The organism is Streptomyces sp. TOM-9, assembly GCF_056858595.1.
The window spans coordinates 3,512,233-3,537,466 of record NZ_JBXEQB010000001.1; the positions used below are offsets into that span (position 1 = coordinate 3,512,233).

Here is a 25,234-nt window from a genome sequence, read left to right on the forward strand (position 1 = left end):
TCCCGGGCGGGACGGCCGTCCGCGCCCGGCTCAGAGGGCGGCGACGCCCTGTTCGCGCAGGCGCTGGCCGTACTGCTGGAGCGCCCACAGCTCGCCCTGGACGGCGGCGAGCTGGGCCTCGTCGGCGCGCGGGCCCTGGGCGCTCAGCCGGGTGTGGTCGGTGTTGAGCTGGGCGATGCGGCGGGCGACCGCCTGACGGCGTACGTCGACCAGGATCTTGCCGGCGTAGATGTCCGGCGCCTTGTGCTGGACCGGCTCGACGGCGAGTTCGGTCACCAGCGAGCGCACGGTGTCGTCCGGTGCCACGTCGCGGACCCGGACGAGGAACTCGGCGTCGGCGGCCTCGGCACCGCCCGCCTCGGCGATGGCGCGGCGCACGGCGGCGTACGGCGGTGCGGTGAACTCGTCCTCGCCGTAGGCGTCGAAGGCCGGGGAGACCAGTTCCGGGTGCTGGAGGGCGAGCTTGAGCAGTTCGCGCTCGACCCGGTGGGCGGGGCTGCGCATGTCCAGCCGCGGCCCGCGCGGACCGGCCGGAGCGGCGGGGCCCGGGGCCGCGTCGGGGCGCGCCGCGGCGCCCCGGCCCGGCTGGGCGGCGCCGCCGGACTGGCGGCGTTCGCGCTGCCAGCGGGCGAGCTGCGAGACACGGCGCACCACGAACTGCGAGTCGAGGATGCCGAGCATGCCGGCCAGTTGCACCGCGTACTCGTGCTGGATGGACGCGTTCTTGATGCCCGCGACGATGGGTGCGCCCGCCTCCAGCGCGGAGGCCCGGCCCTCGGCGGTGTCGAGGTTGTAGCGGGCGACGACCGACGTCAGGGCGAAGGCGAACAGCGGGGTGCGGGTGTCGACCAGCCGCTGTACGGCGGCGTCGCCCTCGGCGAGGCGCAGGTCGCAGGGGTCCATGCCGCCGGGGGTGATGGCGATGGAGGTCTCGGCGGCGAACTTCTGGTCGTCCTCGAAGGCGCGCAGGGCGGCCTTCTGGCCGGCCTCGTCGCCGTCGAAGGTGAAGACGACCTCGGCGCCCGAGTTGTCCATCAGCAGCCGGCGGAGGATCTTGATGTGATCGCCGCCGAAGGCGGTGCCGCAGGTCGCGATGGCGGTGGTGACGCCCGCGAGGTGGCACGCCATGACGTCGGTGTAGCCCTCGACGACGACGGCCCGGCTGGTGCGGGCGATCTCCTTCTTCGCCAGGTCGATGCCGTACAGGACCTGGGACTTCTTGTAGATCGGCGTCTCGGGGGTGTTGAGGTACTTCGGGCCCTGGTCGTCCTCGCGCAGCTTGCGCGCGCCGAAGCCGATCACCTCGCCGGTGATGTCGCGGATCGGCCAGATCAGCCGGCCCCGGAAGCGGTCGATGGCACCGCCGCGGCGGCTCTCGCTGGCCAGTCCCGAGACGATCAGCTCGCGGTCGGTGAAGCCCTTGCCGCGCAGGAAGCGGACGAGGTGGTCCCAGCCCGCCGGGGCGTAGCCGACGCCGAAGTGCTCGGCGGCGGCCTGGTCGAAGCCCCGCTCGGTGAGGAACTTCCGGCCGATCTCGGCCTCGGCGCCGCCCAGCTGCTCGACGTAGAACTGCGCGGCCGCCTTGTGCGCCTCGACCAGCCGGATCCGCTCGCCCTGCTGCCGGCCCGGGGTGTAGCCGCCCTCCTCGTACCGCAGCGTGATGCCCGCCACGGCGGCGAGCCGCTCGACCGCCTCCGAGAAGGACAGGTGGTCGACCTTCATCACGAAGTCGAGGGTGTCGCCGCCCTCCTGGCAGCCGAAACAGTGGTAGAGCCCCTTGCTCGGGCTCACGTGGAAGGAGGGCGACTTCTCGTCGTGGAAGGGGCACAGGCCCTTCAGGTTGCCGCCGCCCGCGTTCCTGAGCTGCAGGTACTCGGACACGACGGCGTCGATCGGGACCGCGTCCCGTACCGCCTTGACGTCCTCGTCCCTGATCCGCCCAGCCACGGAAGGATTCTACGGCGCGGCCCGGGGAAGGTCAGACCAGCTTGGCGACGAAGAGGAAGTGCGGCCCGGCCGGCTCCAGCACGAACTCCTCCCCCACCGGCATGAAGCCCTGCCCCTCCCAGAAGCCGCGCGCCGAGGTACGGCCGTTGCACCACACCAGCTCGGCCCCGCGCTGCCGGGCCTGCTCCAGCGCGGCGTGCAGCAGCGCCGCGCCGTAGCCGCGGCCGCGGACCTCCGGGGCGCTGGCCATGCCGCGGATGCGGTACGCGATCGCGCTGTCGCCGGGCAGCTGCTCCGGGAAGAGCGTGACGCACGCCACGACCTCGTCGCCGCCGTCGCCGTCGTAGGCCGCCATGTGGAAGGCGAGCGGATGACCGTCCTCCAGGAAGATCGCCGACGTCCGCGGGAGCCCGGGCCGCAGCACCCTCCAGCGCAGTTCGAAGATCTCCTCGACGGGTACGACGGCGGTCCTGGGCTCCATGACAGCCATGCTAGGTGACCGCCTCCGGGCTCACTCCAGGAGGGATGCCAGGGGCACCGCGGGGTCGGCCAGCGCGTCGGTGTCGACCCGGCGGCCGGAGCGGATGAGCTTCTGGACGGTGTCGGTCACGTCCCACACGTTGACGTTCATCCCGGCCAGCACCCTGCCGTCGCGCAGCCAGAAGGCGATGAACTGCCGCTTGCCCACGTCGCCCCGGGCCAGCACCTGGTCGTAGGTGCCGGGGGCGGCGTGCCCGGAGAACTCCATGCCCAGGTCGTACTGGTCGGTGAAGAAGTACGGGACCCGGTCGTACACCACGTCCGCGCCGAGCATCGCACGGGCCGCCACGGGCCCGCTGTTGAGGGCGTTCGCCCAGTGCTCGACCCGCAACCGACCGCCCAGCAGGGGGTGTTCGGCGTTGGCGACGTCTCCGGCGGCGAAGACGTCCGGGTCGGAGGTGCGCAGCGAGGCGTCCACGGCGATGCCGCCGCCCGCGGCGCGGTCGGCCAGCGCGAGCCCGGCGGCCTCGGCGAGCGCGGTGCGCGGGGCGGCGCCGATCGCGGCGAGCACGTGGTGGGCGGGGTGCTCCTCGCCGTCGTCGGTGAGCACCGACATCACCATGCCGTCCTGGCCGGTGATCCCGGTGAGCCGCGCGCCGAAGTGGAACCGCACCCCGTGCTCGCGGTGCAGGTCGGCGAAGACCTCGCCGAGCTCCGGGCCGAGGACCGAGTGCAGCGGGCACGGCTGCGGCTCGACGACCGTGACCTCGACGCCGTAGCCGCGGGCGGCGGCCGCCACCTCCAGGCCGATCCAGCCCGCTCCGGCGATCACCAGGTGGCCGTTCTCGCGGCCGAGCGAGGTCAGCACGTTCTTCAGCCGCTCGGCGTGCGCGAGACGGCGCAGGTGGTGCACCCCGGCCAGGTCGGTGCCGGGGATGTCCAGCCGGCGCGGCTCGGCGCCGGTGGTCAGCAGCAGCCTGTCGTACGGGATGGAGGTGCCGTCGCCCAGGGTGATCCGCTTGCCGGTCCGGTCCAGGCCGGTGACCGGCTGGCCGAGGTGGAGTTCGACGTCGTGCTCGGCGTACCAGGCGGCGGGATGGACGAAGACCGAGTCGCGCTCCTCGTTGCCCAGCAGGAAGCCCTTGGAGAGCGCGGGTCGTTCGTAGGGGTGGTCGCGTTCGTCCCCGATCAGTATCACGCGGCCGGTGAAACCCTCGGAGCGCAGCGTCTCCGCCGCTTTCGCCCCGGCGAGCCCCGCCCCGACGATGACGAATGTGTGGTCTGCGTCCACCACTGTGCGCCTCCCTGGTGTCCTCGGGTGCCCGGCGGCCCTCCCTCTGGCAATTGCCAGTCATGTGAGCGTCCCGCACGGCAGGGCCGACGTGAAGAGTGCCGCGCCGACCGGGAACGGGGGCGGCGCGGCGCACGGGGGCGGCCGGGGGCCCGCCGGGGGCTCACCGGGGGGCGGTGAGCCGGGCGTGCAGGGCGGTCGCGGCCGCGTCGGTGAGCGAGGCGATCTGGTCGACGACGGCCCGCTGCCGGGCCCGGTCGTCCTTGGCCTCGTCGAAGATGCCGCGGAACTGCGGGTCCAGCCCCTCCGGCGCCCGGGCCAGCAGGGCCTCGGCGAGCTCCCCGATGACCACGCGCTGCTGGGCACGCCGCCGCTCCTGCGCCTCGCGCTGCATCACGTACCGGTCGGCGACCGCCTTCAGGACGGCGCACTCCAGCCGCTGGTCGCGCGGGACGACCAGCTGGGCGCGGTGACGGGTGAGCCGGCCGGTGCCGTAGGCGTCCCGGGTGGCGCGCTCGGCGGCCAGGCAGAAGCGGCCGATCAGCTGCGAGGTGGCGTCCTTCAGCCGGGCCTGGGCGATGGCGGAACCGTCGTAGCCGTGCGGCCACCACTCCATGTCCAGCAGCCGGTCCAGGGCCTGCGCCAGCTCGTCCTCGGCCGCCCCGGGGGCGTAGCGGCCGGCGGCGACGGCGAAGATCTCGCGGCGCTCGGGCTCGGCGAGCAGCACCGCCGGGTCCAGATGGCCGGCGTGCAGCCCGTCCTCGACGTCGTGGACGGAGTACGCCACGTCGTCGGCCCAGTCCATGACCTGAGCCTCGAAGCACTGCACGTACGGGCGGTCGGCGGGGGCGGTGCGGCGCAGCCACGCGAAGACCGGCAGGTCGTCCTCGTACACACCGAACTTGGGGCTGGTGGGGTCGGTGGGGTGCCCGCCGCGCGGCCAGGGGTACTTCGTCGCCGCGTCCAGCGCCGCCCGGGTCAGGTTGAGGCCCACGCTGGTCAGGGTGCCGTCGTCGGCGTGGGCGAAACGCTTCGGCTCCAGCCGCGTCAGGATGCGCAGGCTCTGGGCGTTGCCCTCGAAGCCGCCGCAGCCGGCCGCGACCTCGGCGAGCACCATCTCCCCGTTGTGCCCGAAGGGCGGATGGCCGATGTCGTGGGCCAGGCAGGCGGTCTCCACCAGGTCCGGGTCGCAGCCGAGGGCCGCCCCGAGCTCCCGGCCGACCTGGGCGCACTCCAGGCTGTGCGTCAGCCGCGTCCGCGGGCTGCTGTTGAGCGCCCGGGCGTCGTCGACCGGGTCCACCACCTGCGTCTTCCCGGCCAGCCTGCGCAGCCCCGCGGAGTGCAGCATGCGGGCCCGGTCCCGCTGGAACGACGTGCGGCCGGGCCGCTTGTCGGGCTCGGGCACGTAGCGCTCGGTGTCGGCTTCGCTGTAGGGGGCGTATTCGGTCGCCGCAGGGTGGTTCGCGTCCATACCGCGACGGTAGCGGGCGCGCCCCGGTCCCGGCGGCTACGCCGTGGCCAGCTGCGCCGCGGCGGCGGGACCCGCCGTGCCGGCCAGCGCCCGGTCGTAGCGGTGCAGCACCAGCGCCGCCATCGCCGGATGCGCGCCGAGCGGGGCTGCGGCGATCCACGGCGCCGCGGCTGCCGTCGCCGTCGCGAAGCGGCCCGGCGCCGCGAAGCAGGAGGCCACCGCGACCCGGTCCCGGCCGTCGGCCGACAGCTGCCGCACCGCCGCGGCGACGTCCGGCCCCGCCGACGCGTACGCGGGCACCACCGGCACCCCGCCGCCCAGCCGGGCCTGCAGCAGCGCGGCCGTCGCCTCGGTGTCCCGGGCCGACTGCGGGTCCCGGGACCCTGCGGCGGCCAGCACGATCCCGGCCCGCCGGGCGGCCCGTGGGGGGCCGGTGCGCCAGCCCGCCTCGGCCAGGCGGTCGTACAGCGCCTCGGCGAGCAGCGGGTGCGGGCCGAGCGGCGCCGCGACCCGCCCCCGCAGGTGCGGGGCGCTGGCCAGCGCCCCGGGGACGTCGCGCTTGACGTGGTGGCCGCGGGTCAGCATCAGCGGCACCAGGACGGCCTCGCCGCGCAGGGCCGCGAGGGTGTCGTCCAGCGACGGCTCGTCGATCTCGATGTGGCCGAGCCGCACCGACAACCCCGGGCGCAGGTCCCTGATCCGTTCCAGCAGGGCGTGCGCGGTGCGCAGCGCCTCCGGGTCGCGGCTGCCGTGCGCGACGGCGACCAGGACCGGGCGGCGGGGGGCCGCGGAGCGCAGCGTCACCCGCGAGAGCTGGCTGCTGAGCTGCGTGGTGATCCGGGACATGAGCTGCGCCGTGCTGTCGAAGTGGTCCGGTCCTGGCACGCCGTGCGGCGCGGGTTCCTCGGCCGTCATGCACCGAGTGTGGCGAGCGGGGGTTGCCACGCCGTTGCACCGAGATGACGACTGGTTTCCGCCACTTCACACTCCGTGCGGGCGGGTGTGAGGGGCGCCCGCGGAGCGCGCGTCAGCGGCGCTTCCAGTCCCCGCCCTCGATGGGGCGCCCCTTCTCGCGCAGCTCCCGTTCGTGGTCCGCGGCCGCCAGGTACACCCATGCGGGCAGCGTCCGCCCGGCGTAGGTGCGCACGTCGCGGACCACCCGCTCGTACAGGTTCCCGGCGGCGCCCGGGCTGTACTCCTCCAGGCGGTCCAGGTCCGCGAGCACCTCCTGGTACAGGTCTTCGACCGGATGGATGACGTCGCCGTGGATGCGGCCGCGGTCGTCGCCCACGGCGTACGGGTAGCCCGGACCGTCGAAGAGCAGCGCCCCGTGCAGCACGGCGGGCGTCTCGGACGTCGTCCGGCCGCGCAGCAGCCAGGAGTGGTTGATCTCGCCGGGCCGCAGGGTCCCGTACACGAAGAACGGGAGGCGGGAATGGTCGTCACGCATCACCCTCATGGAACCGCAGGGACGTACGGGACGTCGACTCGGACGTGGAACGAAGCCCGAACCGGAAGACGCCAGGGGTACGCGTGGGGGCCGTGCTGCCGCGTCTGCGGCGGCTCGCGCGGCTGCGGCGGCTGCCACGGCTCCCGCGGTCCAGGCGGGGGCGGCGGCACCTGCTGCGGGCCGCCGTGGCCCTGGGCGTGCTCGCGCTGCTGCCCGCGACGTGGCTCCAGGTCACCGCGGACGACCGGGTCCGTACGGTGGCGGACGCCCCCGCGGAGCCCGTCGCCGTCGTCTTCGGCGCGGGCCTGTGGAACGGCGAGCCCTCCCCCTACCTGGCCCACCGCCTCGACGCGGCCGCCGAACTGTGGGCGGCGCACAAGGTGCGGGCGGTCCTCGTCACGGGCGACAACAGCCGCACCGACTACGACGAGCCGACCGCGATGCGGGACTACCTGGCCGCGCACGGCGTGCCCCGCGACAAGGTCGTCCTCGACTACGCCGGCTTCGACACGTGGGACTCCTGCGCCCGGGCCCGGCGCGTCTTCGGCGTCGACCGGGCGCTGCTGGTGAGCCAGGGCTTCCACATACGGCGGGCGCTGGCGCTGTGCGGGGCGGCCGGGATCGAGGCGTACGGGATCGGGGTCGACGAGCGGCACGACGCGACCTGGTACTACGGGGGGACCCGCGAGGTCGCCGGAGCCGTGAAAGCCGCGTTCGACGCCGCGTTCACCCCGGCCCCCCGTTTCCTCGGCCCCCGCGAGGCCGGCGTCCAGCGCGCCCTGGGGTGACCCGGCCCGGACCGGGGTGACCGTGTCGCCGCGTGCGGGTGCGTTGTGGTTGCGGAGGGCGGTTGCCCCGCCGCCCGCCCTCCCCCCGGCCTTCGGCCGGGGGACCCCCATCCGGCGCGGTCAGTGCGGGCCTGCGCACCGTGTGCCTGGGTCGGGGCCGCGCCGGCGCACTCTCCCAGCCTTCGGCCGGGGGGACCCCCACAGCGCTCGCGGTTTACCCCCACATCATTCCGCGCCGGGTTCGCCGCTCGTCTCCCCCAGCCTTCGGCCGGGGGGACCCCCATGGGCGCACCCCGCCACACCCCCTCCCGCTGTGCGGGCGCATGACGGCCGGTGGGCGGAGTGAGGCACTTGCGGCGACCCCGGACCGCTCACTGAACCCCCACCGGCCGTTGGTCGCCCGCGATAGGGAGGGGGCGGGGGAGTTGGGGGCACCCCCGGCACAAGGCTGGGGGAGGGTGGGCGTTCTGGACGCTGACGTGTATGTGTTGTGCGGCATCCGGGGTCCGACCTGGACCGCCCGCCATGCACATAAATATGCGGTCCAGAATGCCCAGCCCCGGAGGCCCCGCCCCCGGCCCACGACGCACGCGCGAAGCCCGCACCAACCGCGCCGGATGGGGGTCCCCCCGGCCGAAGGCTGGGGGAGGGCGGGCGGCGGGGTGACCGCCCCGCCGCAGGCGCAAACAACCCGCACACGACAAACGACCCGCACCCTCACACCCGGCACAGCCCCGCAGGGAGCGCACCGTACGCCGGGCGTAACGCCCCCGCCCGGGGGGCGAAACACCGGCGCCGCATCGTGGGCGGCATGAGCGCCAGCGGAACGGTCGACACCCACTGCCCCTACTGCGCCCTGCAGTGCGGAATGGGCCTCCGCCGCACCGCCGGAGGCAGCCGCATCCCGGACGTGGTGGAGCGCGACTTCCCCGTGAACAAGGGCGCCCTGTGCGGCAAGGGCCGCACCGCGCCCGCCGTGCTGGCCCCGGAGGCACGGCTGACCGGGCCCCTGGTCAGGGACCGCGCCTCGGGGAGGCTGGAGCCGGCCCCCTGGGAGGAGGCCCTGGACCGGGTCGCGGAAGGCCTGTTGCGGGTGCGGGCCGCCCACGGCCCCGACGCGGTCGGTGTGTTCGGCGGCGGGGGCCTGACCAACGAGAAGGCGTACGCCCTCGGCAAGTTCGCCCGGGTCGTGCTGCGGACGTCCCAGATCGACTACAACGGCCGCTTCTGCATGTCCTCCGCCGCGGCCGCCCACACCAGGGCCTTCGGCCTGGACCGGGGCCTGCCGTTCCCGCTGGCGGACGTCGCGCGGACGGGCTGCGTGATCCTGGTCGGCTCGAACCTCGCCGAGACGATGCCGCCCGCGCTGCGCTACTTCACGGAGCTGAAGGAGAACGGCGGCCGTCTGATCGTCGTTGACCCGCGCCGTACGCGCACCGCCGAGCACGCCGACCTGCACCTGCAGCCGCGCCCCGGCACCGACCTCGCGCTGGCGCTCGGCCTGCTGCACCTGGTGGTCGCGGAGGGCCGCGTGGACGAGGACTTCGTCGCGGAGCGGACGACCGGCTGGCCGGAGGCGCGGGCCTCGGCGATGGCGCTCTGGCCGGAGCTGGTCGAGCGGATCACCGGGGTGCCGGTGCCCAGGCTCCGGGAGGCGGTGGAACTCTTCTGCGGCGTGCCGGAGGCGATGGTGCTGACCGCGCGCGGCCCGGAGCAGCAGTCGAAGGGCACGGACACGGTGAGCGCGTGGATCAACCTGTGCCTGGCGACGGGGCGCGCGGGGCGCCCGCTGTCGGGGTACGGCTGTCTCACCGGGCAGGGCAACGGCCAGGGCGGCCGGGAGCACGGCCAGAAGGCCGACCAGCTGCCCGGCTACCGCAAGCTGGACGACCCGGCGGCGCGCGCCCACGTGGCCCGGGTGTGGGGGGTCGACCCGGACGACCTGCCGGGGCCGGGGCGCAGCGCGTACGAGCTGCTGGACGCGCTGGGCCGGGACGTGAAGGGCCTGCTGCTGATGGGCTCCAACCCGGTGGTCTCCGCGCCGCGGGCGGCGCACGTCACGGAGCGCATCGCGGCGCTGGACTTCCTCGCCGTGTGCGACGTGGTGCTGTCGGAGACGGCGGCGATGGCCGACGTGGTGCTGCCCGTGACGCAGTGGGCCGAGGAGACGGGGACCACGACGAACCTGGAGGGCAGGGTGCTGCTGCGGCGCAAGGCCCTGGACCCGCCGGAGGGCGTGCGCAGCGACCTGTACGTGCTGAACGGGCTGGCCGCACGCCTGGGCCGGGAGAAGGGCTTCCCTGCCGACCCGGAGGAGGTCTTCGAGGAACTGCGCCGTGCGTCGGCGGGCGGGCCCGCGGACTACTCGGGGATCACCTACCGCCGCATCGAGGCGGAGGACGGGGTGTTCTGGCCGTGCCCGGACGTCCCGGCCGGGGACGCCGGGGCGCACCCGGGCACGCCCCGGTTGTTCCTCGACCGGTTCGCGACGCCGGACGGCCGGGCCAGGTTCGTGCCGGTGCTGCACCGTCCGGCGGCCGAGGAGCCGGACGGGGACTTCCCGCTGTACCTGACGACCGGACGGGTGCTGGCGCAGTACCAGTCGGGCGCCCAGACCCGGCGGGTGGCGGAGCTGAACGCCGCCGCGCCCGGTCCGTTCGTGCAGCTCCATCCGCGCCTCGCCGAGCGCATCGGTGTCGCCGAGGGCGACCCGGTCGCCGTCACGTCGCGCCGCGGCCGCGCGGTGGCACCGGCCCGGGTGGACCGCTCCATCCGTCCGGACACGGTGTTCATGCCCTTCCACTGGGCGGGCGAGGGCCGGGCGAACACCCTCACCAACCCGGCGCTCGACCCGACGTCCCGCATGCCGGAGTTCAAGGTGTGCGCGGTCCGCGTCGAGCGGGCGCAGCCGCGGTACATCGAGGCCTGATATCGCTGTTGATGTGCTGGCATCCTGCCTGATGCTGTCTCATGTCAACCGGGAGGCCGTCATGGAAACGCACGGTCATCGATCTGGACGACGCGATGCTCGCCCTCGCCCGGCGGCAGCTCGGCACCAGGACGAAGCGCGAGACGATCGACCTGACGGTGGGCTCCAGGAGCACGCCGAGGACGTCCTGGACTTCGGCTACCTGGCGGAGCAGGAGCGCGTCGAGGACTTCGCGTCGGTGGCCGAGGTCCGGCCCGGGATCGCCGTGATCAGGGTCGACCGGTCGTAGCCGGAGGCCGCTTCGGGCTCACAGTGGGGCCGGGCGGGCGCTGAGGGCACTGTTCCCCGGGGGAAACGACGGGGATGCGGCCGGGTAACAGCGGCGCCGCAGGCTCGTGCCATGAGGATGGTGGTGGTCGGCGGCGGAATGGCGGGGGCGCGCCTCGCGCAGCGTCTGGCGCCCTCCGGCGCGGACGTCACGGTGATCGGCGAGGAGCAGCACGCCCCGTACAACCGGGTGCTGCTCGCGGAGGTGCTGGCGGGCCGGTACGCGCCGGAGGTGGTCGCGCTGCCGGGGGTGCCCGGTGCGGTGGTGCGCCGGGGTGTCCGGGCAGTGCGGATCGACCGCGACGAGCGGGCCGTGGTCTGCGACGACGGTGGCGTGGCCCGGTACGACCGGCTGGTGCTGGCGACCGGCTCCAATCCGGTGCTGCCGCCGCTGCGCGGGCTGTTCACGCAGGACGGCGGCACGTTCCCGGAGGGGGTGCACGCCTTCCGCACGATGGACGACTGCCTGGCGCTCTCGGCGGCGGTGCGTCCCGGGGCGCGTGCGGTGGTCGTCGGCGGCGGGCTGCTCGGGGTGTCGGCGGCGCGGGCGCTGGCGGCGCGCGGGGCGCAGGTGGTGGTCGCCACCCAGGGCGAGCATCTGATGGAGCGCCATCTCGACGAGGCCGCCTCGGAGTTGCTGCGCGTGCACCTGGAGGGGCTGGGCGTCGAGGTGCACACCCAGTGCCGGGTGCGTGGTCTGCTGACCCGGGACGAAGACGGGGCCGGGGTCGCGCGGCCCTCCCGGCGGCCGCGGCCGTCCGTGGTCACCGCGGTCGAACTCGCCGACGGCTACTGCCTCGGCACCGACCTGGTCGTGCTGGCCTGCGGCGTGCGGCCGCGCGTCGGGCTCGCCCAGGCGGCGGGGCTGGCGGTCGCCAAGGGGGTGGTGGTGGACGACGCGCTGCGCACCTCGGACCCGTCGGTCCACGCGATCGGCGACTGCGCCCAGCACGGCGGCGTCGTCTACGGCCTCGCGGGCGCGGCCACCGAGCAGGCGGACGCGCTGGCGGACGTCCTGACGGCCGGCCCCGCGCCCCGGTACGGCGGCACCCGTTCGCTGACCCGGCTCACCCTCAACGGCCCGGTGGCCCTGGACATCGCCTCCTTCGGCGAGACCACGCCCGCCCCGGGAGACGACGTGCTCCGCCTCGCAGACGCCACGCGCGGCGCGTACCGGAAGGTCGTCCTGCGCGGTGACCGCCTCGTCGGCGGCATCCTCCTCGGCGACCTCGGCACCGTGGGCGCGCTCGCCCGCACCTGGGAGGGCGACGAGCCGCTGCCCGTCGCCCCGCTCCACCTGCTCACCGACAACGGAGGGTCCTGACATGACCACGCCTACCATCGTGCTCGTCGGCCACGGGATGGTCGGACAGCGGTTCCTGGAGGCGCTGGCCGACCGCGGCCTGACCTCCCGTGCCCGGGTGGTGGTGCTCTGCGAGGAGCCCCGCCCGGCGTACGACCGCGTCCACCTCAGCTCGTACTTCGCCGGCACCGGCCCGGAGGGGCTGTCCCTGGTGGAGGCCGGCTTCATGGCGGAGCACGGCATCGAACTCCACCTGGGCGACCCGGCGGTCGCCGTGGACCGCCCGGCCCGGACCGTCACCGCCCGCTCCGGGCTCACGGTCGGCTACGACACCCTGGTGCTCGCCACCGGCTCGTACCCCTTCGTGCCGCCGGTCCCCGGCAAGGACGCGACGGGGTGCTTCGTCTACCGCACCATCGAGGACCTGCTGGCGATCGAGGAGTACGCGATGACCTCGCGCACCGGCGCGGTCGTCGGCGGGGGGCTGCTCGGGCTGGAGGCGGCAGGCGCGCTCAAGGGGCTCGGACTGGACACGCACGTCGTGGAGTTCGCGCCCCGGCTGATGCCGGTGCAGGTCGACGAGGGCGGTGGCGAGGCGCTGCGGCGCACGGTCGAGGGCATGGGCGTGACCGTCCACACGGGGGTGGGCACGCAGGAGGTCGTCACGACCGCCGACGGCTCGGTCCGGGCCATGGCGCTGTCGGACGGCTCGTCGCTCGACGTCGACCTGGTGGTCTTCTCCGCGGGCGTACGGCCGCGCGACCAGCTGGCCCGTGAGTGCGGACTGCCGGTCGGCGAGCGCGGCGGGATCGTCGTCGACGCGACCTGCCGCACCGAGGACCCGCGGGTCTACGCGATCGGCGAGTGCGCCCTGGCCCCGGACGGCCGGGTCTACGGCCTGGTGGCGCCGGGCTACGACATGGCGGAGACCGCGGCGAAGGCCATCGCCGGCCAGGAGGGCTCCTTCACCGGCGCCGACACCTCCACCAAGCTGAAGCTGCTCGGCGTGGACGTGGCCTCCTTCGGCGACGCCCACGGCGCGACCGCGGGCTGCCTCGACGTGGTCTACTCCGACTCCCGCTCCGGGGTCTACAAGAAGCTGGTCGTCTCGCCGGACGGCGTGCTGCTGGGCGGCATCCTCGTCGGCGACGCCGAGCAGTACGGCATGCTGCGCCCGCTCACCGGCTCGGTGCCCCCCGTCCCCGCGGAGCAGCTGGTGCTCCCGGCGGGTGCGGGCGCCCCCGTGGCACTGGGCCCGTCGGCGCTGCCGGACGAGGCGGTGATCTGCTCCTGCCACAACGTCACCAAGGGCACGATCCGCGGCGCGGTCACCGAGCACGGCTGCACGACGGTCCCCGAGGTGAAGAAGTGCACCAAGGCCGGTACCGGCTGCGGCAGTTGCGTGAAGGTGCTGGGCCAGTTGGTCACCGCGGAGCTGGAGGCCTCGGGCGTCGAGGTCGACAAGGGGCTGTGCGGTTGCTTCGCCCAGACCCGCCAGGAGCTCTACGAGATCGTGCGGGCGCTGCGGATCACCGGCTTCCGCGAGCTGCTCGACCGGCACGGCCGCGACGGCGCCCGCGGCGGCGAAGGCTGCGAGGTCTGCAAGCCGGCCGTCGGCTCGATCATCGCCTCGCTCGCCCCGGCGATCGGCGCCTCCGGCTACGTCCTGGACGGCGAGCAGGCCGCGCTGCAGGACACCAACGACCACTTCCTGGCCAACCTGCAGAGGAACGGGTCGTACTCGATCGTGCCCCGCATCCCGGGCGGGGAGATCACCCCGGAGAAGCTGATCGTCATCGGCGAGGTGGCCCGCGACTTCGGCCTCTACACCAAGATCACCGGGGGGCAGCGGATCGACCTGTTCGGCGCCCGGGTCGACCAGCTCCCGATGATCTGGACCCGGCTGGTGGACGCCGGCTTCGAGTCCGGGCACGCGTACGGCAAGGCGCTGCGCACCGTGAAGTCCTGCGTCGGGCAGACCTGGTGCCGCTACGGCGTGCAGGACAGCGTCCGCATGGCCATCGACCTGGAACTGCGCTACCGGGGCCTGCGGTCCCCGCACAAGCTCAAGTCCGCCGTCTCCGGCTGCCAGCGCGAGTGCGCGGAGGCGCGGAGCAAGGACTTCGGCGTCATCGCCACCGCGAGCGGCTGGAACCTGTACGTCGGCGGCAACGGCGGCGCCACCCCGCGTCACGCGGACCTGCTCGCCCAGGACCTGAGCGACACCGAACTGGTCCGGCTGGTCGACCGCTTCCTGATGTTCTACATCCGCACCGCCGACCGCCTGGAGCGCACCTCCGCCTGGCTGGAGCGGATCGAGGGCGGGCTCGGCCACGTACGGGACGTCGTCGTCCACGACTCGCTCGGCATCTGCGGGGAGCTGGAGCGGCTGATGGCCGACCACGTCGCCCACTACCGCGACGAGTGGGCGCAGACGCTGGGGGACCCGGAGCGGCTGCGGCGCTTCGTCTCCTTCGTCAACGCCCCCGGTGTGCCCGACCCCTCGGTCCGCTTCGTCCCCGAGCGCGACCAGGTCAAGCCCGACCTCGACCTGCTCGCCGGCCCCGTGCTCCCCGTACGCACCCTCGAAGGGACCACCACCGCATGACCGTCGAAGTCCTCCTCCCCGGCACCGCGGGCTGGTTCGCCGTCTGCGACCACGACGCCCTCACCCCCGGCCGCGGCGTCGCCGCCCTCCTCCCCGACGGCCGGCAGGCAGCCCTCTTCACCGACCGGCACGGGCGCCCGTACGCCATCGACAACCGCGACCCCTTCACCGGCGCCTACGTCCTGTCCCGCGGCCTGCTCGGCTCCACCGCCGAGGGCCGGGCCTTCGTCGCCTCCCCGCTGCTCAAGCAGCGCTTCGACCTGGAGAACGGCCGCTGCCTCGACGACGAGGCGGTCTCGGTGCCGGCCTTCCCGGTGCGGGTGCGGTGACGGGCCGGGCGCCTGCTTGAATCGGTCCATGGCCGAGGTCGAGGTGCTGCGCGTGTTCATCGGTCCCGAGGGGCGGGGCGGGAACCTGCTCGGGGTGGTACGCGACGGCGCGTCCGTGCCCGGGACGCAGGCGCGGCAGCGGTTCGCCGCGGGGCTCGGCTACAGCGAGACCGTGTTCGTCGACGACACCGCGCGCGGCGTCGTCGACATCTGGACGCCGAGCGTGCGGCTGCCCTTCGCGGGCCATCCGACGGTGGGGACGGCGTGGCTGCTCGGGGCCGAGGTGCTGCGGCCGCCGGCCGGCGAGGTGAAGGCCTGGACGGAGGGCGCCTTCACCTGGGTGCGCGGGCGAGCGGAGTGGGCGTCGGGGCGTCGCACCCAGCGGTTCGGCTCACCCGAGGAGGTGGACGCGCTGCCCGCGCCACCGCCCGGGGAGGGCTGGCTCTACGCCTGGGCCTGGGCGGACGAGGCGGCCGGACGCGTCCGCGCACGGGCCTTCCCGCGACGCGGCGACGGGATCGTGGAGGACGAGGCGACGGGCGCCGCGGCGCTCGTGCTCACCCGCGAGCTGGGACGCCCGCTGGACGTCCGCCAGGGCGTGGGCTCGCAGATCCTGACCCGGGTCCACCCCGACGGCACCGTCGACATCGGCGGCCGGGTGTCCCTCGCCCCCTGACCGGCCACCCATCCGGCACGCGTCCCGATGGGTCCGGCGCGACGGCGAACCCGCCGGTCGCCCCGCCTTGCGCGACGCCCCGCACCCAGACCCGGATTCCGGTCGCCCTCCGTCGCCACTGCCGCGTCCCCCCTCCCGGAGCGAAACGGCGGACCCGCGAGGCCCCCCGTCGGGGCAGGCGGCCGCACCGGCATGCGGGTCACCCCGGATCGCTGCCGACCCGCACCCCGGCAGAGACCACCACGCGAGCGCCCGCAATCCGCCTCTCGCACCGCGGCCCAGCCCGCAGGCATGCGCAACCGCACGAGCTCCCACCGCGGCCGCACCTCGCGTCGGCCGCCCGCGGCCCGTGGCCCCGGCGGCAACCACCGTGCGCTGGACGGCGCGTGTGCCACCACCCCGCCACCCCCGCCCGGGGGCTTCGGACGGCGGGCCGCGCCGCCGGTGCGCCGCCGCACGGGAGGCCCCAGGCCGGTGGTCCCCGTGGTCGGCACCCCGGGGTCCGGGCACCGCCGCACCTCGCGTCGGCCGCCCGGGGCCCGCAGCCCCGCGGCTCCAGACGGACGCGGCGGCAACGACCGTACGCAGGACGGCGCCTGAGCCGCCGGTGCGCCGCCGCCACGGGACGCGCCGGCCGGTGGTCCCCGTGGCCGGGGCCCCCAGGGTCCGGGCACGGCGCCAGGCCCCGGTCACGCCGCGCGCCGCACCTCGCTTCACCGCCCTGACCTGCGGCTTCGACCACTCACGGGTTCCGGATGCGGATCTTCGGCGGGGCGGTGATGCTGAGAGAAGTGCCACTCACGGCGAGGAGGACAGCGATGTCCATGTTCGACAAGATCAAGGCCAAGCTGAAGGGCCACGAGAGCCAGTCCCAGAAGGGCATCGACAAGGGCGGCGACATGCTGGACGAGAAGACCGGCGGGAAGTACCAGCGCCAGGTCGACACCGCTCAGGACAAGCTGGGCGACGAGTTCGGCACCGGCGGCACCGGCGGCACCGGCGAGGACCGTCCCCCGCACTCCTGACGCCGACGGGCCGTCGCGCACCCGTGTGGAGGGCGGCGCGGCGGCCCTACGCTGGCCCGCATGGCTTGGAGCGCGCACGACATCCCCGACCAGAGCGGCCGCACGGCCGTCGTCACCGGTGCGAACAGCGGCATCGGCTACTGCACCGCCCGCGAGCTCGCCCGCAGGGGCGCCAGGGTGCTGCTCGCCTGCCGCAGCGAGACGCGCGGCAAGGAAGCCGTCGACCGCCTGAAGGCCGAGGTGCCCGACGCCCGCGCCGGATACCGCCACCTCGACCTGGGCGACCTGTCCTCGGTGCGCGCCTTCGCCGCCGGGTACGACGGCACCGGGCTGGACCTGCTGGTCAACAACGCCGGTGTGATGGCCTTGCCGCACGGCACCACCGCCGACGGCTTCGAGACCCAGATGGGCGTGAACCACCTCGGCCACTTCGCCCTCACCGGGCTGCTGCTGCCGCGCCTGCTGGCCACCCCCGGAGCGCGGGTCGTCTCCGTCTCCAGCAGCATGCACGCGGTCGCCACCATCGACCCCGGTGACCTCAACAGCGAGCGGCGCTACCGCCGTTGGGTCGCCTACGCCCGTTCCAAGAGCGCCAACCTGCTCTTCGTCCACGAGCTGTCCCGGCGGCTGGCGGCCGCGGGCGCCGGCACCGTCGTCGCGGCGGCGCACCCCGGCTACGCGAGCACCGGTTTGCAGACCCGCGCCGCACGCATGGAGAACCGCCGGACCGTCGAACGCGTGGTGAACCTCGGCAACCGGGTGATCGCCCAGTCCGCGGACGCCGGCGCGCTCCCGCTGCTGTACGCCGCCACGGCCCCCGGCGTGCTCCCCGACTCCTTCACCGGCCCTCGCTTCCAGGGCTGGCGCGGCTCCCCGGCCCCCTCCTGGCGTGCCCCGTGGACCCGCGACGACCGGGCGGGCGAGCTGCTGTGGGCGGCCTCCGAACAACTGACGGGCGTCCGCTACGAGCTGCCCGCGGCGGGGTGAGCCGCCGCGTTCCGCGCCCTCTGCCATGACGGTGAATCCGGCAGACCGTGGCAGGGGGTTCACGCTGTGTTGGCGAAGACGTCGAGGGGCGCACCCTAGCCTTCCGGTGCGCGACCCGCCCGCGGCGATGGGTCCGGGCGGGCCACCCCGTCGTCCCTGGAGTGATCGTGGAACGTCGAACCTTCCTGCGCGGAGCGGTGGTCGGCAGCTCGGCGGCCGCCTTCGGCAGCACCCTCATGCGCGGGGCGGTCCACGCCGCACCCGCCCAGCCCGGTACCGGCCCCTACGGCGCGCTGCAGGCGCCCGACGCCAACGGCATCGCCCTGCCCGGCGGTTTCACCAGCCGTGTCGTCGCCCGCTCCGGCCAGAAGGTCGCGGGCACGTCGTACACCTGGCACAGCGCGCCCGACGGCGGCGCGTGCTTCGCCGACGGCAGCGGCTGGATCTACGTCTCCAACTCGGAGATCGACCCGAACGGTGGTGCGAGCGCGGTGCGGTTCGACGCCTCGGGCAGCGTCACGGGCGCCTACCGCATCCTCTCCGGCACCCGGCAGAACTGCGCGGGCGGCAGGACGCCCTGGAACAGCTGGCTGTCCTGCGAGGAGGTCAGCCTCGGCCACGTGTACGAGACCGACCCCCGGGGCGTGGAGGCGGCCGTCCGCCGCGCCGCCATGGGCAGGTTCAAGCACGAGGCGGCCGCCGCCGACCCCGTGCGCAAGGTGGTCTACCTGACCGAGGACGAGACCAACGGCTGCTTCTACCGGTTCGTCCCGGCCACCTGGGGCGACCTGTCGGCCGGGGCCCTGCAGGTGCTGGTCGCCGGCACCGCCGCCGCGGGCTCCTTCACCTGGGCGGACGTGCCCGACCCCGATGGCTCCCCGACCGCCACCCGCAGCCAGGTGTCCGGCGCGAAGAGGTTCAACGGCGGCGAGGGCTGCCACTACGCCGACGACACCGTCTGGTTCACCACCAAGGGCGACAACCGCGTCTGGCGGCTCGACCTGGCCGCCGGCACCTACGCGCTGGCGTACGACGACTCCCTCGTCTCCGGCAGCGCCCCGCTGACGGGCGTGGACAACGTCACCGGCAGTTCCTCGGGTGACCTCTACGTCGCCGAGGACGGCGGCACCATGGAGATCTGCCTGATCACCCCGGACGACGTCGTCTCGCCGTTCCTGCGGGTCAGCGGCCAGTCCGCCTCCGAGATCACCGGTCCCGCCTTCTCCCCCGACGGCACCCGGCTGTACTTCTCCTCGCAGCGCGGCACGAGCGGCAGTTCGTCGGGCGGCATCACCTACGAGGTGCGCGGCCCGTTCCGTTCGTAGCCGGGCGGAACGGAAGCGGGGGCGGCACCTTCGCACAAAGGTGCCGCCCCCGGTGAGGGTGGGAGATGGTCTTCCGGGCCGGGCTACCGGCAGTCGCTGCCCTTGCTCTGCGCCGCCGCGCGGCCCGCCTCCAGGCGGGCGACGGGGATGCGGAACGGGGAGCAGGAGACGTAGTCCAGGCCCACCTCGTGGAAGAAGTGGACGGACTCGGGGTCGCCGCCGTGCTCGCCGCACACGCCGAGCTTGAGGTCGGGCCGGGTGGCGCGGCCGGCCTCGGCGGCGGAGCGGACGAGGGCGCCGACGCCCTCCTTGTCGATGGTCTCGAACGGGGAGACGCCGAAGATGCCCTTCTCCAGGTAGGCGGTGAAGAAGCTCGCCTCGACGTCGTCGCGGCTGAAGCCCCAGACCGTCTGGGTCAGGTCGTTCGTGCCGAAGGAGAAGAACTCGGCGGCCTCCGCGATCTGACCGGCCGTCAGGGCGGCGCGGGGCAGCTCGATCATCGTGCCCAGGGTGAGGCTGAGCTCGGTGCCCGTGGCGGCCTCGACCTCGGCGATGACGCCCTCGGCCTCCTCGCGGACGATCTCCAGCTCCTGGACGGTGCCCACCAGCGGGATCATGATCTCGGCCCGCGGGTCGCCCTTGGCGTTCCTGCGCTCCGCGGCGGCCTCGGCGATCGCCCGTACCTGCATCGCGAACAGACCGGGGATGACCAGGCCGAGGCGGACACCGCGCAGGCCGAGCATCGGGTTCTGCTCGTGGAGCTTGTGGACGGCCTGCAGCAGGCGCAGGTCGTTCTCGTTGGCGTCCTTGCGGGACTCGGCGAGCGCGACCCGCACCGACAGTTCGGTGATGTCGGGCAGGAACTCGTGCAGCGGCGGGTCCAGCAGGCGCACGGTCACCGGCAGCCCGTCCATCGCCTCGAAGAGCTCGATGAAGTCGGACCGCTGCAGCGGCAGCAGCGCGGAGAGCGCCTTGTCGCGTTCGGAGTCGGTGTCGGCGAGGATCAGCCGCTCCACCATCTCGCGGCGCTCGCCGAGGAACATGTGCTCGGTGCGGCACAGGCCGATGCCCTGGGCGCCGAAGCGGCGGGCGCGGGAGGCGTCCTCGGCGTTGTCGGCGTTGGCGCGCACCCGCAGCCGGCGGACCCGGTCCGCGTACGCCATGATCCGGTGCACGGCCCGCACCAGCTCGTCGGCGTCGTCGGCGCCGGCGTGCATGCGGCCCTCGAAGTACTCCACGACCGGGGACGGCACGACCGGCACCTTGCCGAGGTAGACCTTGCCGGAGGAGCCGTCGATGGACAGGACGTCGCCCTCCTCGACGACGATCCCGCCGGGCGCGGTCATCCGGCGCCGTTTGGTGTCGACCTCGAGCTCCTCGGCGCCGCAGACGCAGGTCTTGCCCATGCCGCGGGCGACGACGGCCGCGTGCGAGGTCTTGCCGCCGCGCGAGGTGAGGATGCCCTCGGCCGCGATCATGCCGTTGAGGTCGTCGGGGTTGGTCTCGCGGCGGATGAGGATGACCTTCTCGCCGGAGCGCGACCACTTCACGGCGGTGTACGAGTCGAAGACGGCCTTGCCGACGGCCGCGCCCGGGGAGGCGGCGATGCCCCAGCCGATCCGCTCGGCCTTCGCCTTCTCGTCGAAGCGGGGGAACATCAGCTGCGCCAGTTGCGCGCCGTTGACCCGCTGCAGCGCCTCGGCCTCGTCGATCAGGCCCTGGTCGACCAGCTGGGTGGCGATGCGGAAGGCGGCGGCGGCGGTGCGCTTGCCGACGCGGGTCTGCAGCATCCACAGCTTGCCGCGCTCGATGGTGAACTCGATGTCGCACAGGTCCTTGTAGTGCGTCTCGAGGGTCTCCATGATCTGCATCAGCTGGTCGTAGGAGGTCTTGTCCAGCTGCTCCAGCTCGGCGAGCGGCACGGTGTTGCGGATGCCCGCCACGACATCCTCGCCCTGCGCGTTGCTCAGGTAGTCGCCGTACACGCCCTGGTGGCCGGTGGCCGGGTCGCGGGTGAAGGCGACGCCGGTGCCGGAGTCGGAGCCGAGGTTGCCGAAGACCATGGAGCAGACGTTGACGGCCGTGCCGAGGTCGCCGGGGATGCGCTCCTGGCGGCGGTAGAGCTTGGCGCGCTCGCCGTTCCACGAGTCGAAGACGGCGCGGACGGCCAGGTCCATCTGCTCGCGCGGCTCCTGGGGGAAGTCCCGCCCGGTCTCCTTGGCCACGACGGCCTTGAACTGCTCGACCAGGCCCTGCAGGTCGGCCGCGTCCAGGTCAAGGTCGTCGTGGGTGCCCTTGGCCCGCTTGGCGTCCTCCAGCGCGTCCTCGAAGAGTTCGCCGTCGACACCCAGCACGGTCTTGCCGAACATCTGGATGAGGCGCCGGTAGGAGTCCCACGCGAAGCGCTCGTTGCCGGCCTGCGCGGCCAGGCCCGCGACCGAGGCGTCGGACAGGCCGATGTTGAGGACCGTGTCCATCATGCCCGGCATGCTGAACTTCGCCCCCGAGCGGACGGAGACGAGCAACGGGTCGTCCGCCTGACCGAGCTTCTTGCCCATCTTCTGCTCGAGCGCCTCGAGGTGCGCACTCACCTCGTCGCGCAGCGCCGCGGGTGCGGCGCCCGACTCCAGGTAGACCTTGCACGCCTCGGTGGTGATCGTGAAGCCCGGAGGGACGGGCAGGCCGAGGTTGGTCATCTCGGCGAGGTTCGCGCCCTTGCCGCCGAGCAGGTCCTTGAGGTCCTTGTTGCCCTCAGTGAAGTCGTAGACGAACTTCTGGATTACTTGTTCTTCCGACACGGGACTCGCTCCTCGCGGCCGGGATGCCCTGACGGCGGGGAGCGTACCCATCTCGAAGGCGCTGCAGTACGTCAATCACCAGGTCACACGGTCGTAACCACCCATCCGCCGAGAGATCGAAAGTCATGGCGTCCCTCCGGGTGAACGGGCGATGCGTTCAACCGTCGAACACATGCTCTCGCCACGTGATCGCCACGGTCGGAGCCGGTCACTCCACGTGAGGGATGACTTGACCATGTGGCCACGACAACGATGACACTCAGTGCCACTCATTGGAGAGGTGTGGTGACACTCGGGCTGCTCATTTGAGCGACGCCCCTATCAGGCGTGGCGAGAATCACTCGCCCTGGCCGCGGTTCGTCTTACAGTCCGGACGTCCCCGCGGACCGCCGAAACGTCCTCAGCCGCCCGAAGTGTCCAGCTCGGCGTCGGCGCCGACGACCACCGAGCAGTCGTACGGGTCCTCCAGCCAGCCGTCCGGGAGCACCACGCGCTTGCTCCCGGCCGTCCGGCCGCGCGGCCCCTCGGCGCCATCCGGCCATTCCTGGTCCAGGTCGAGGTCGGCGAGGTGGGCGTCGAGCTCGGCGAGGGAGGAGGCCATCGCGAGCTTGCGGCGCATCTCCGAGCCGACCGAGAAGCCCTTGGTGTACCAGGCGACGTGCTTGCGGAAGTCGATGACGCCGCGCTCCTCGTCGCCCAGCCACTCCCCCAGCAGCCCGGCGTGCCGCCGCATGACGCCGGCGACCTCGCGCAGCGTCGGGGCGGCGGGGGCGCCGCCGCCCTCGAAGGCGGCCACGAGGTCGCCGAAGAGCCACGGGCGGCCGAGGCAGCCGCGGCCGACGACGACACCGTCGCAACCGGTCTCCCTCATCATCCGGACCGCGTCCGCGGCGCTCCAGATGTCGCCGTTGCCCAGCACCGGGATCTCCGGGACGTGCTCCTTGAGGCGGGCGATCGCCTCCCAGTCGGCCGTGCCGCCGTAGTGCTGGGCGGCGGTCCTGCCGTGCAGCGCGACGGCGGTGACACCCTCCTCTACGGCGATCCGGCCGGCGTCCAGGTAGGTGGTGTGGTCGTCGTCGATGCCCTTGCGCATCTTGATGGTGACCGGCAGGTCGCCCGCGTTGCCGACCGCCTCGCGCAGGATCGAGCGGAGCAGGTTGCGCTTGTAGGGCAGGGCCGAGCCGCCGCCCTTGCGGGTCACCTTGGGGACCGGGCAGCCGAAGTTCAGGTCGATGTGGTCGGCGAGGTCCTCGTCGACGATCATCCGGACCGCCTTGCCGACGGTGACCGGGTCCACCCCGTACAGCTGGATCGAACGCGGCTTCTCGGTGCCGTCGAAGTGGATCAGCTGCATGGTCTTGTCGTTGCGCTCGACCAGGGCCCGGGTGGTGATCATCTCCGAGACGAAGAGCCCCTTGCCGCCGGAGAACTCGCGGCACAGCGTGCGGAACGGCGCGTTGGTGATCCCGGCCATCGGTGCCAGCACCACCGGGGGCCACACGGTGTGCGGGCCGATGCGGAGTGCGGGAGCGGTGGCGTCAGCAGTCATGCGGACCATTCTCCCGTATCACCCGGGAGGGACTGGGTGTAGCGTGAAATGGTTACACAGGTACAATCAATCCACCGATAGCACCGACCACGGAGACGGGAACGGCCGATGCCCGAGCTGAGCCGGCGCAGACGTCTGCTGGTGCTGGCCGTCTGCTGCATGAGCCTGCTGATCGTCAGCCTCGACAACACCATCCTCAACGTCGCGCTGCCCGCCATGCGCCGGGACCTGCACACCTCCATCTCCGGACTGCAGTGGACCATCGACGCCTACACGCTCGTGCTGGCCTCGCTGCTCATGCTCTCCGGCTCGACCGCCGACCGGATCGGCCGCCGCCGGATCTTCCGCGTCGGCCTGGTGATCTTCACCGTGGCCTCCGGGCTGTGCAGCATCGCCCCCAGCCTGGAGTGGCTGGTGGTCTTCCGCATGCTGCAGGCGGTCGGCGGCTCGATGCTCAACCCCGTCGCGATGTCGATCATCACCAACGTCTTCACCGATCCGCGCGAGCGCGCGCGGGCGATCGGGGCGTGGGGCGGTGTCGTCGGCATCAGCATGGCCGCCGGGCCGATCATCGGCGGCGCGCTGGTGGAGTCGGTCGGCTGGCGCTCGGTGTTCTGGATCAACCTGCCCATCGGCCTGCTCGCCCTGGTGCTCACCGCGCTGTACGTGCCCGAGTCCCGTGCCCCCCGGCCACGCCGGATCGACCCGGTCGGACAGCTGATGGTCATCGCGCTGCTCGGCTCGCTGACGTACGCCATCATCGAGGCGCCCGCGGCGGGCTGGGGCTCCCCGGTCATCGTCGGCTGCCTCGTGCTCGCCCTGTGCTCCGCGGTGGCCCTGGTCCCCTACGAACGGCGGCGCACGGAACCGCTGATCGATCCGCGCTTCTTCCGCAGCGCGCCCTTCAGCGGGGCGACGGTGATAGCGGTGAGCGCCTTCGCGGCCCTCGCCGGCTTCCTCTTCCTCAACACCCTGTACCTGCAGGACCAGCGCGGCATGTCCGCCCTGGACGCCGGTCTGCACCTGCTGCCGATGGCGGCCATGGCCCTGGTCTGCGCCCCGCTGTCCGGGCGCATGGTCGGCAGCCGCGGCCCACGGTTGCCGCTGCTGCTGGCGGGCCTGGCCACCACGGCGAGCGGCGTGATGTTCGCCGCGCTGGACGCGACCGCCTCGGACGCGAAGCTGTTCACCGCGTACGTCCTGTTCGGCATCGGCTTCGGCTTCGTCAACGCCCCGATCACCAACACCGCCGTCTCCGGCATGCCGCGGACCCAGGCCGGGGTCGCCGCGGCGGTGGCCTCCACCAGCCGGCAGGTCGGGCAGTCCCTGGGCGTGGCCGTCATCGGCGCCGCGCTCGCCGCCGGGCTCGACCTCACGGCGTGGTGGATCATCACGGGCTGCGGTGTGGCGATCCTGGCGCTGGGCTGGCTGACCTCGGGCCACTGGGCGGCGGGCACCGCGGAACGCGCCGCGAAGCGGCTCGGCAAGGACGCCGCCCGCGAGCCGGTGGGCGCCCGGTGAACGAGGCCACGGCCACCCGGGTGTGGCGCGACCTGCGCACGCTCGTCCTCGAACGCAACGAACGGCGCCGCGAGGTCGCAGACGCCCTCGGCATGAGCTTCTTCCGCGTCAAGGCGCTGCGCCGGATCGCGGCGGCCCCCGTGACGCCGGGCGACCTCGCCGCCGACCTCATGACGGACCGCCCGTACGTCACCCTGGTCGTCGACGACCTCGTCCGGCGCGGGCTGGTGGAACGCACACCGCACCCGCGGGACCGGCGCCGCAAGCTCCTGAGCCTCACACCCGACGGCGCCGCGGCGGCGCAGGAGGCCGACCGCATCCTGGGCACTCCCCCACCGGGCCTGGTGGAGCTGGACGCGGAGGAGCTCGCGGCGCTGGACCGGGTGGTGACCAAGCTGCTGGGGTCGGCCCCGGGGTGAGCCGGGAAAAC

The 25,234-nt window shown here is 73.8% G+C and carries 20 protein-coding genes; 12 read left to right on the top strand and 8 right to left on the bottom strand.

What is annotated here, in order from left to right; genetic code table 11:
• Positions 1 to 30 precede the first annotated feature (30 nt).
• The 6 genes from dnaG to AC1VWI_RS16505 form a co-directional block, all read right to left on the bottom strand.
• On the bottom strand, positions 31 to 1,947 hold the full coding sequence (gene dnaG, locus AC1VWI_RS16480) for a DNA primase (RefSeq protein WP_499511772.1): 1,917 nt from the start codon (positions 1,945 to 1,947) through the stop codon (positions 31 to 33).
• A gap of 31 nt (positions 1,948 to 1,978) precedes the next feature.
• Entirely contained in the window at positions 1,979 to 2,428 is a 450-nt protein-coding gene (locus tag AC1VWI_RS16485) for a GNAT family N-acetyltransferase (RefSeq protein ID WP_499511773.1), read from the bottom strand.
• Between the two features lie 30 nt (positions 2,429 to 2,458).
• On the bottom strand, positions 2,459 to 3,721 hold the full coding sequence (locus AC1VWI_RS16490; protein WP_499511774.1) for an NAD(P)/FAD-dependent oxidoreductase: 1,263 nt from the start codon (positions 3,719 to 3,721) through the stop codon (positions 2,459 to 2,461).
• A gap of 160 nt (positions 3,722 to 3,881) precedes the next feature.
• Entirely contained in the window at positions 3,882 to 5,189 is a 1,308-nt protein-coding gene (locus tag AC1VWI_RS16495) for a deoxyguanosinetriphosphate triphosphohydrolase (protein WP_499511775.1), read from the bottom strand.
• Between the two features lie 36 nt (positions 5,190 to 5,225).
• A complete protein-coding gene (locus tag AC1VWI_RS16500) occupies positions 5,226 to 6,104 on the bottom strand; it encodes a sirohydrochlorin chelatase (protein ID WP_499511776.1) in 879 nt (292 codons plus the stop codon).
• 112 nt (positions 6,105 to 6,216) lie between these two features.
• Entirely contained in the window at positions 6,217 to 6,639 is a 423-nt protein-coding gene (locus tag AC1VWI_RS16505) for a gamma-glutamylcyclotransferase family protein (RefSeq protein ID WP_499511777.1), read from the bottom strand.
• 83 nt (positions 6,640 to 6,722) lie between these two features.
• On the opposite strand from AC1VWI_RS16505, the gene AC1VWI_RS16510 reads away from it, so the two are divergent.
• The 10 genes from AC1VWI_RS16510 (at position 6,723) to AC1VWI_RS16555 (ending at position 18,936) form a co-directional block, all read left to right on the top strand.
• Entirely contained in the window at positions 6,723 to 7,427 is a 705-nt protein-coding gene (locus AC1VWI_RS16510; RefSeq protein ID WP_499511778.1) for a SanA/YdcF family protein, read from the top strand.
• Between the two features lie 811 nt (positions 7,428 to 8,238).
• The gene (locus AC1VWI_RS16515) at positions 8,239 to 10,356 is read left to right on the top strand and encodes a molybdopterin oxidoreductase family protein (RefSeq protein WP_499511779.1); all 2,118 of its coding nucleotides are present in this window, start codon (positions 8,239 to 8,241) and stop codon (positions 10,354 to 10,356) included.
• Between the two features lie 95 nt (positions 10,357 to 10,451).
• Complete coding sequence (locus AC1VWI_RS16520) at positions 10,452 to 10,625, top strand: hypothetical protein (protein WP_499516825.1); 174 nt, start codon at positions 10,452 to 10,454, stop codon at positions 10,623 to 10,625.
• A 137-nt stretch (positions 10,626 to 10,762) separates the two neighbouring features.
• Positions 10,763 to 12,007: an NAD(P)/FAD-dependent oxidoreductase gene (locus AC1VWI_RS16525; RefSeq protein WP_499516826.1), complete on the top strand. Its 1,245-nt coding sequence runs from the start codon at positions 10,763 to 10,765 to the stop codon at positions 12,005 to 12,007.
• Between the two features lies 1 nt (position 12,008).
• Positions 12,009 to 14,594, top strand: coding sequence for a nitrite reductase large subunit NirB (nirB, locus tag AC1VWI_RS16530; protein ID WP_499511780.1), 2,586 nt, complete (start codon positions 12,009 to 12,011; stop codon positions 14,592 to 14,594).
• Positions 14,591 to 14,923 (top strand): nitrite reductase small subunit NirD, encoded by a 333-nt coding sequence (gene nirD, locus AC1VWI_RS16535; RefSeq protein ID WP_499511781.1) that lies wholly within the window; start codon positions 14,591 to 14,593, stop codon positions 14,921 to 14,923. Before nirB ends, nirD begins: the two co-directional genes overlap by 4 nt.
• Positions 14,924 to 14,951: 28 nt before the next feature.
• The gene (locus tag AC1VWI_RS16540; protein ID WP_499511782.1) at positions 14,952 to 15,599 is read left to right on the top strand and encodes a PhzF family phenazine biosynthesis protein; all 648 of its coding nucleotides are present in this window, start codon (positions 14,952 to 14,954) and stop codon (positions 15,597 to 15,599) included.
• Between the two features lie 818 nt (positions 15,600 to 16,417).
• Positions 16,418 to 16,624 carry an antitoxin gene (locus tag AC1VWI_RS16545; protein ID WP_499511783.1) on the top strand — a complete coding sequence of 69 codons (207 nt, stop codon included), beginning with the start codon at positions 16,418 to 16,420 and terminating at the stop codon, positions 16,622 to 16,624.
• A 60-nt stretch (positions 16,625 to 16,684) separates the two neighbouring features.
• Positions 16,685 to 17,611 carry an oxidoreductase gene (locus AC1VWI_RS16550; RefSeq protein WP_499511784.1) on the top strand — a complete coding sequence of 309 codons (927 nt, stop codon included), beginning with the start codon at positions 16,685 to 16,687 and terminating at the stop codon, positions 17,609 to 17,611.
• 167 nt (positions 17,612 to 17,778) lie between these two features.
• A complete protein-coding gene (locus tag AC1VWI_RS16555; protein ID WP_499511785.1) occupies positions 17,779 to 18,936 on the top strand; it encodes an alkaline phosphatase PhoX in 1,158 nt (385 codons plus the stop codon).
• Positions 18,937 to 19,019: 83 nt separating this feature from the next.
• Here AC1VWI_RS16555 and ppdK read toward each other — a convergent pair whose 3' ends face one another.
• Complete coding sequence (gene ppdK, locus AC1VWI_RS16560; protein WP_499511786.1) at positions 19,020 to 21,785, bottom strand: pyruvate, phosphate dikinase; 2,766 nt, start codon at positions 21,783 to 21,785, stop codon at positions 19,020 to 19,022.
• 349 nt (positions 21,786 to 22,134) lie between these two features.
• A complete protein-coding gene (gene dusB, locus AC1VWI_RS16565; protein WP_499511787.1) occupies positions 22,135 to 23,283 on the bottom strand; it encodes a tRNA dihydrouridine synthase DusB in 1,149 nt (382 codons plus the stop codon).
• 108 nt (positions 23,284 to 23,391) lie between these two features.
• On the opposite strand from dusB, the gene AC1VWI_RS16570 reads away from it, so the two are divergent.
• Both AC1VWI_RS16570 and AC1VWI_RS16575 read left to right on the top strand, forming a co-directional pair.
• Positions 23,392 to 24,804, top strand: a complete 1,413-nt coding sequence (locus AC1VWI_RS16570) for an MFS transporter (RefSeq protein WP_499511788.1) — start codon at positions 23,392 to 23,394, stop codon at positions 24,802 to 24,804.
• Positions 24,801 to 25,223 carry a MarR family winged helix-turn-helix transcriptional regulator gene (locus AC1VWI_RS16575; protein WP_499511789.1) on the top strand — a complete coding sequence of 141 codons (423 nt, stop codon included), beginning with the start codon at positions 24,801 to 24,803 and terminating at the stop codon, positions 25,221 to 25,223. The genes AC1VWI_RS16570 and AC1VWI_RS16575 overlap by 4 nt, the downstream gene beginning before the upstream one ends.
• Positions 25,224 to 25,234 lie beyond the last annotated feature (11 nt).

Excerpts from the sequence above, each read along its gene's own strand:
- AC1VWI_RS16520 (WP_499516825.1), top strand. The coding sequence starts at position 10,452 with ATGCTCGCCCTCGCCCGGCGGCAGCTCGGCACCAGGACGAAGCGCGAG.
- nirB (WP_499511780.1), top strand. The coding sequence starts at position 12,009 with ATGACCACGCCTACCATCGTGCTCGTCGGCCACGGGATGGTCGGACAG.
- AC1VWI_RS16485 (WP_499511773.1), bottom strand. The coding sequence starts at position 2,428 with ATGGAGCCCAGGACCGCCGTCGTACCCGTCGAGGAGATCTTCGAACTG.
- AC1VWI_RS16550 (WP_499511784.1), top strand. The coding sequence starts at position 16,685 with ATGGCTTGGAGCGCGCACGACATCCCCGACCAGAGCGGCCGCACGGCC.
- AC1VWI_RS16495 (WP_499511775.1), bottom strand. The coding sequence starts at position 5,189 with ATGGACGCGAACCACCCTGCGGCGACCGAATACGCCCCCTACAGCGAA.
- AC1VWI_RS16545 (WP_499511783.1), top strand. The coding sequence starts at position 16,418 with ATGTCCATGTTCGACAAGATCAAGGCCAAGCTGAAGGGCCACGAGAGC.
- AC1VWI_RS16505 (WP_499511777.1), bottom strand. The coding sequence starts at position 6,639 with ATGCGTGACGACCATTCCCGCCTCCCGTTCTTCGTGTACGGGACCCTG.
- AC1VWI_RS16570 (WP_499511788.1), top strand. The coding sequence starts at position 23,392 with ATGCCCGAGCTGAGCCGGCGCAGACGTCTGCTGGTGCTGGCCGTCTGC.
- AC1VWI_RS16500 (WP_499511776.1), bottom strand. The coding sequence starts at position 6,104 with ATGACGGCCGAGGAACCCGCGCCGCACGGCGTGCCAGGACCGGACCAC.
- nirD (WP_499511781.1), top strand. The coding sequence starts at position 14,591 with ATGACCGTCGAAGTCCTCCTCCCCGGCACCGCGGGCTGGTTCGCCGTC.
- AC1VWI_RS16515 (WP_499511779.1), top strand. The coding sequence starts at position 8,239 with ATGAGCGCCAGCGGAACGGTCGACACCCACTGCCCCTACTGCGCCCTG.
- ppdK (WP_499511786.1), bottom strand. The coding sequence starts at position 21,785 with ATGGGTACGCTCCCCGCCGTCAGGGCATCCCGGCCGCGAGGAGCGAGT.
- AC1VWI_RS16525 (WP_499516826.1), top strand. The coding sequence starts at position 10,763 with ATGGTGGTGGTCGGCGGCGGAATGGCGGGGGCGCGCCTCGCGCAGCGT.
- AC1VWI_RS16540 (WP_499511782.1), top strand. The coding sequence starts at position 14,952 with ATGGCCGAGGTCGAGGTGCTGCGCGTGTTCATCGGTCCCGAGGGGCGG.
- dusB (WP_499511787.1), bottom strand. The coding sequence starts at position 23,283 with ATGACTGCTGACGCCACCGCTCCCGCACTCCGCATCGGCCCGCACACC.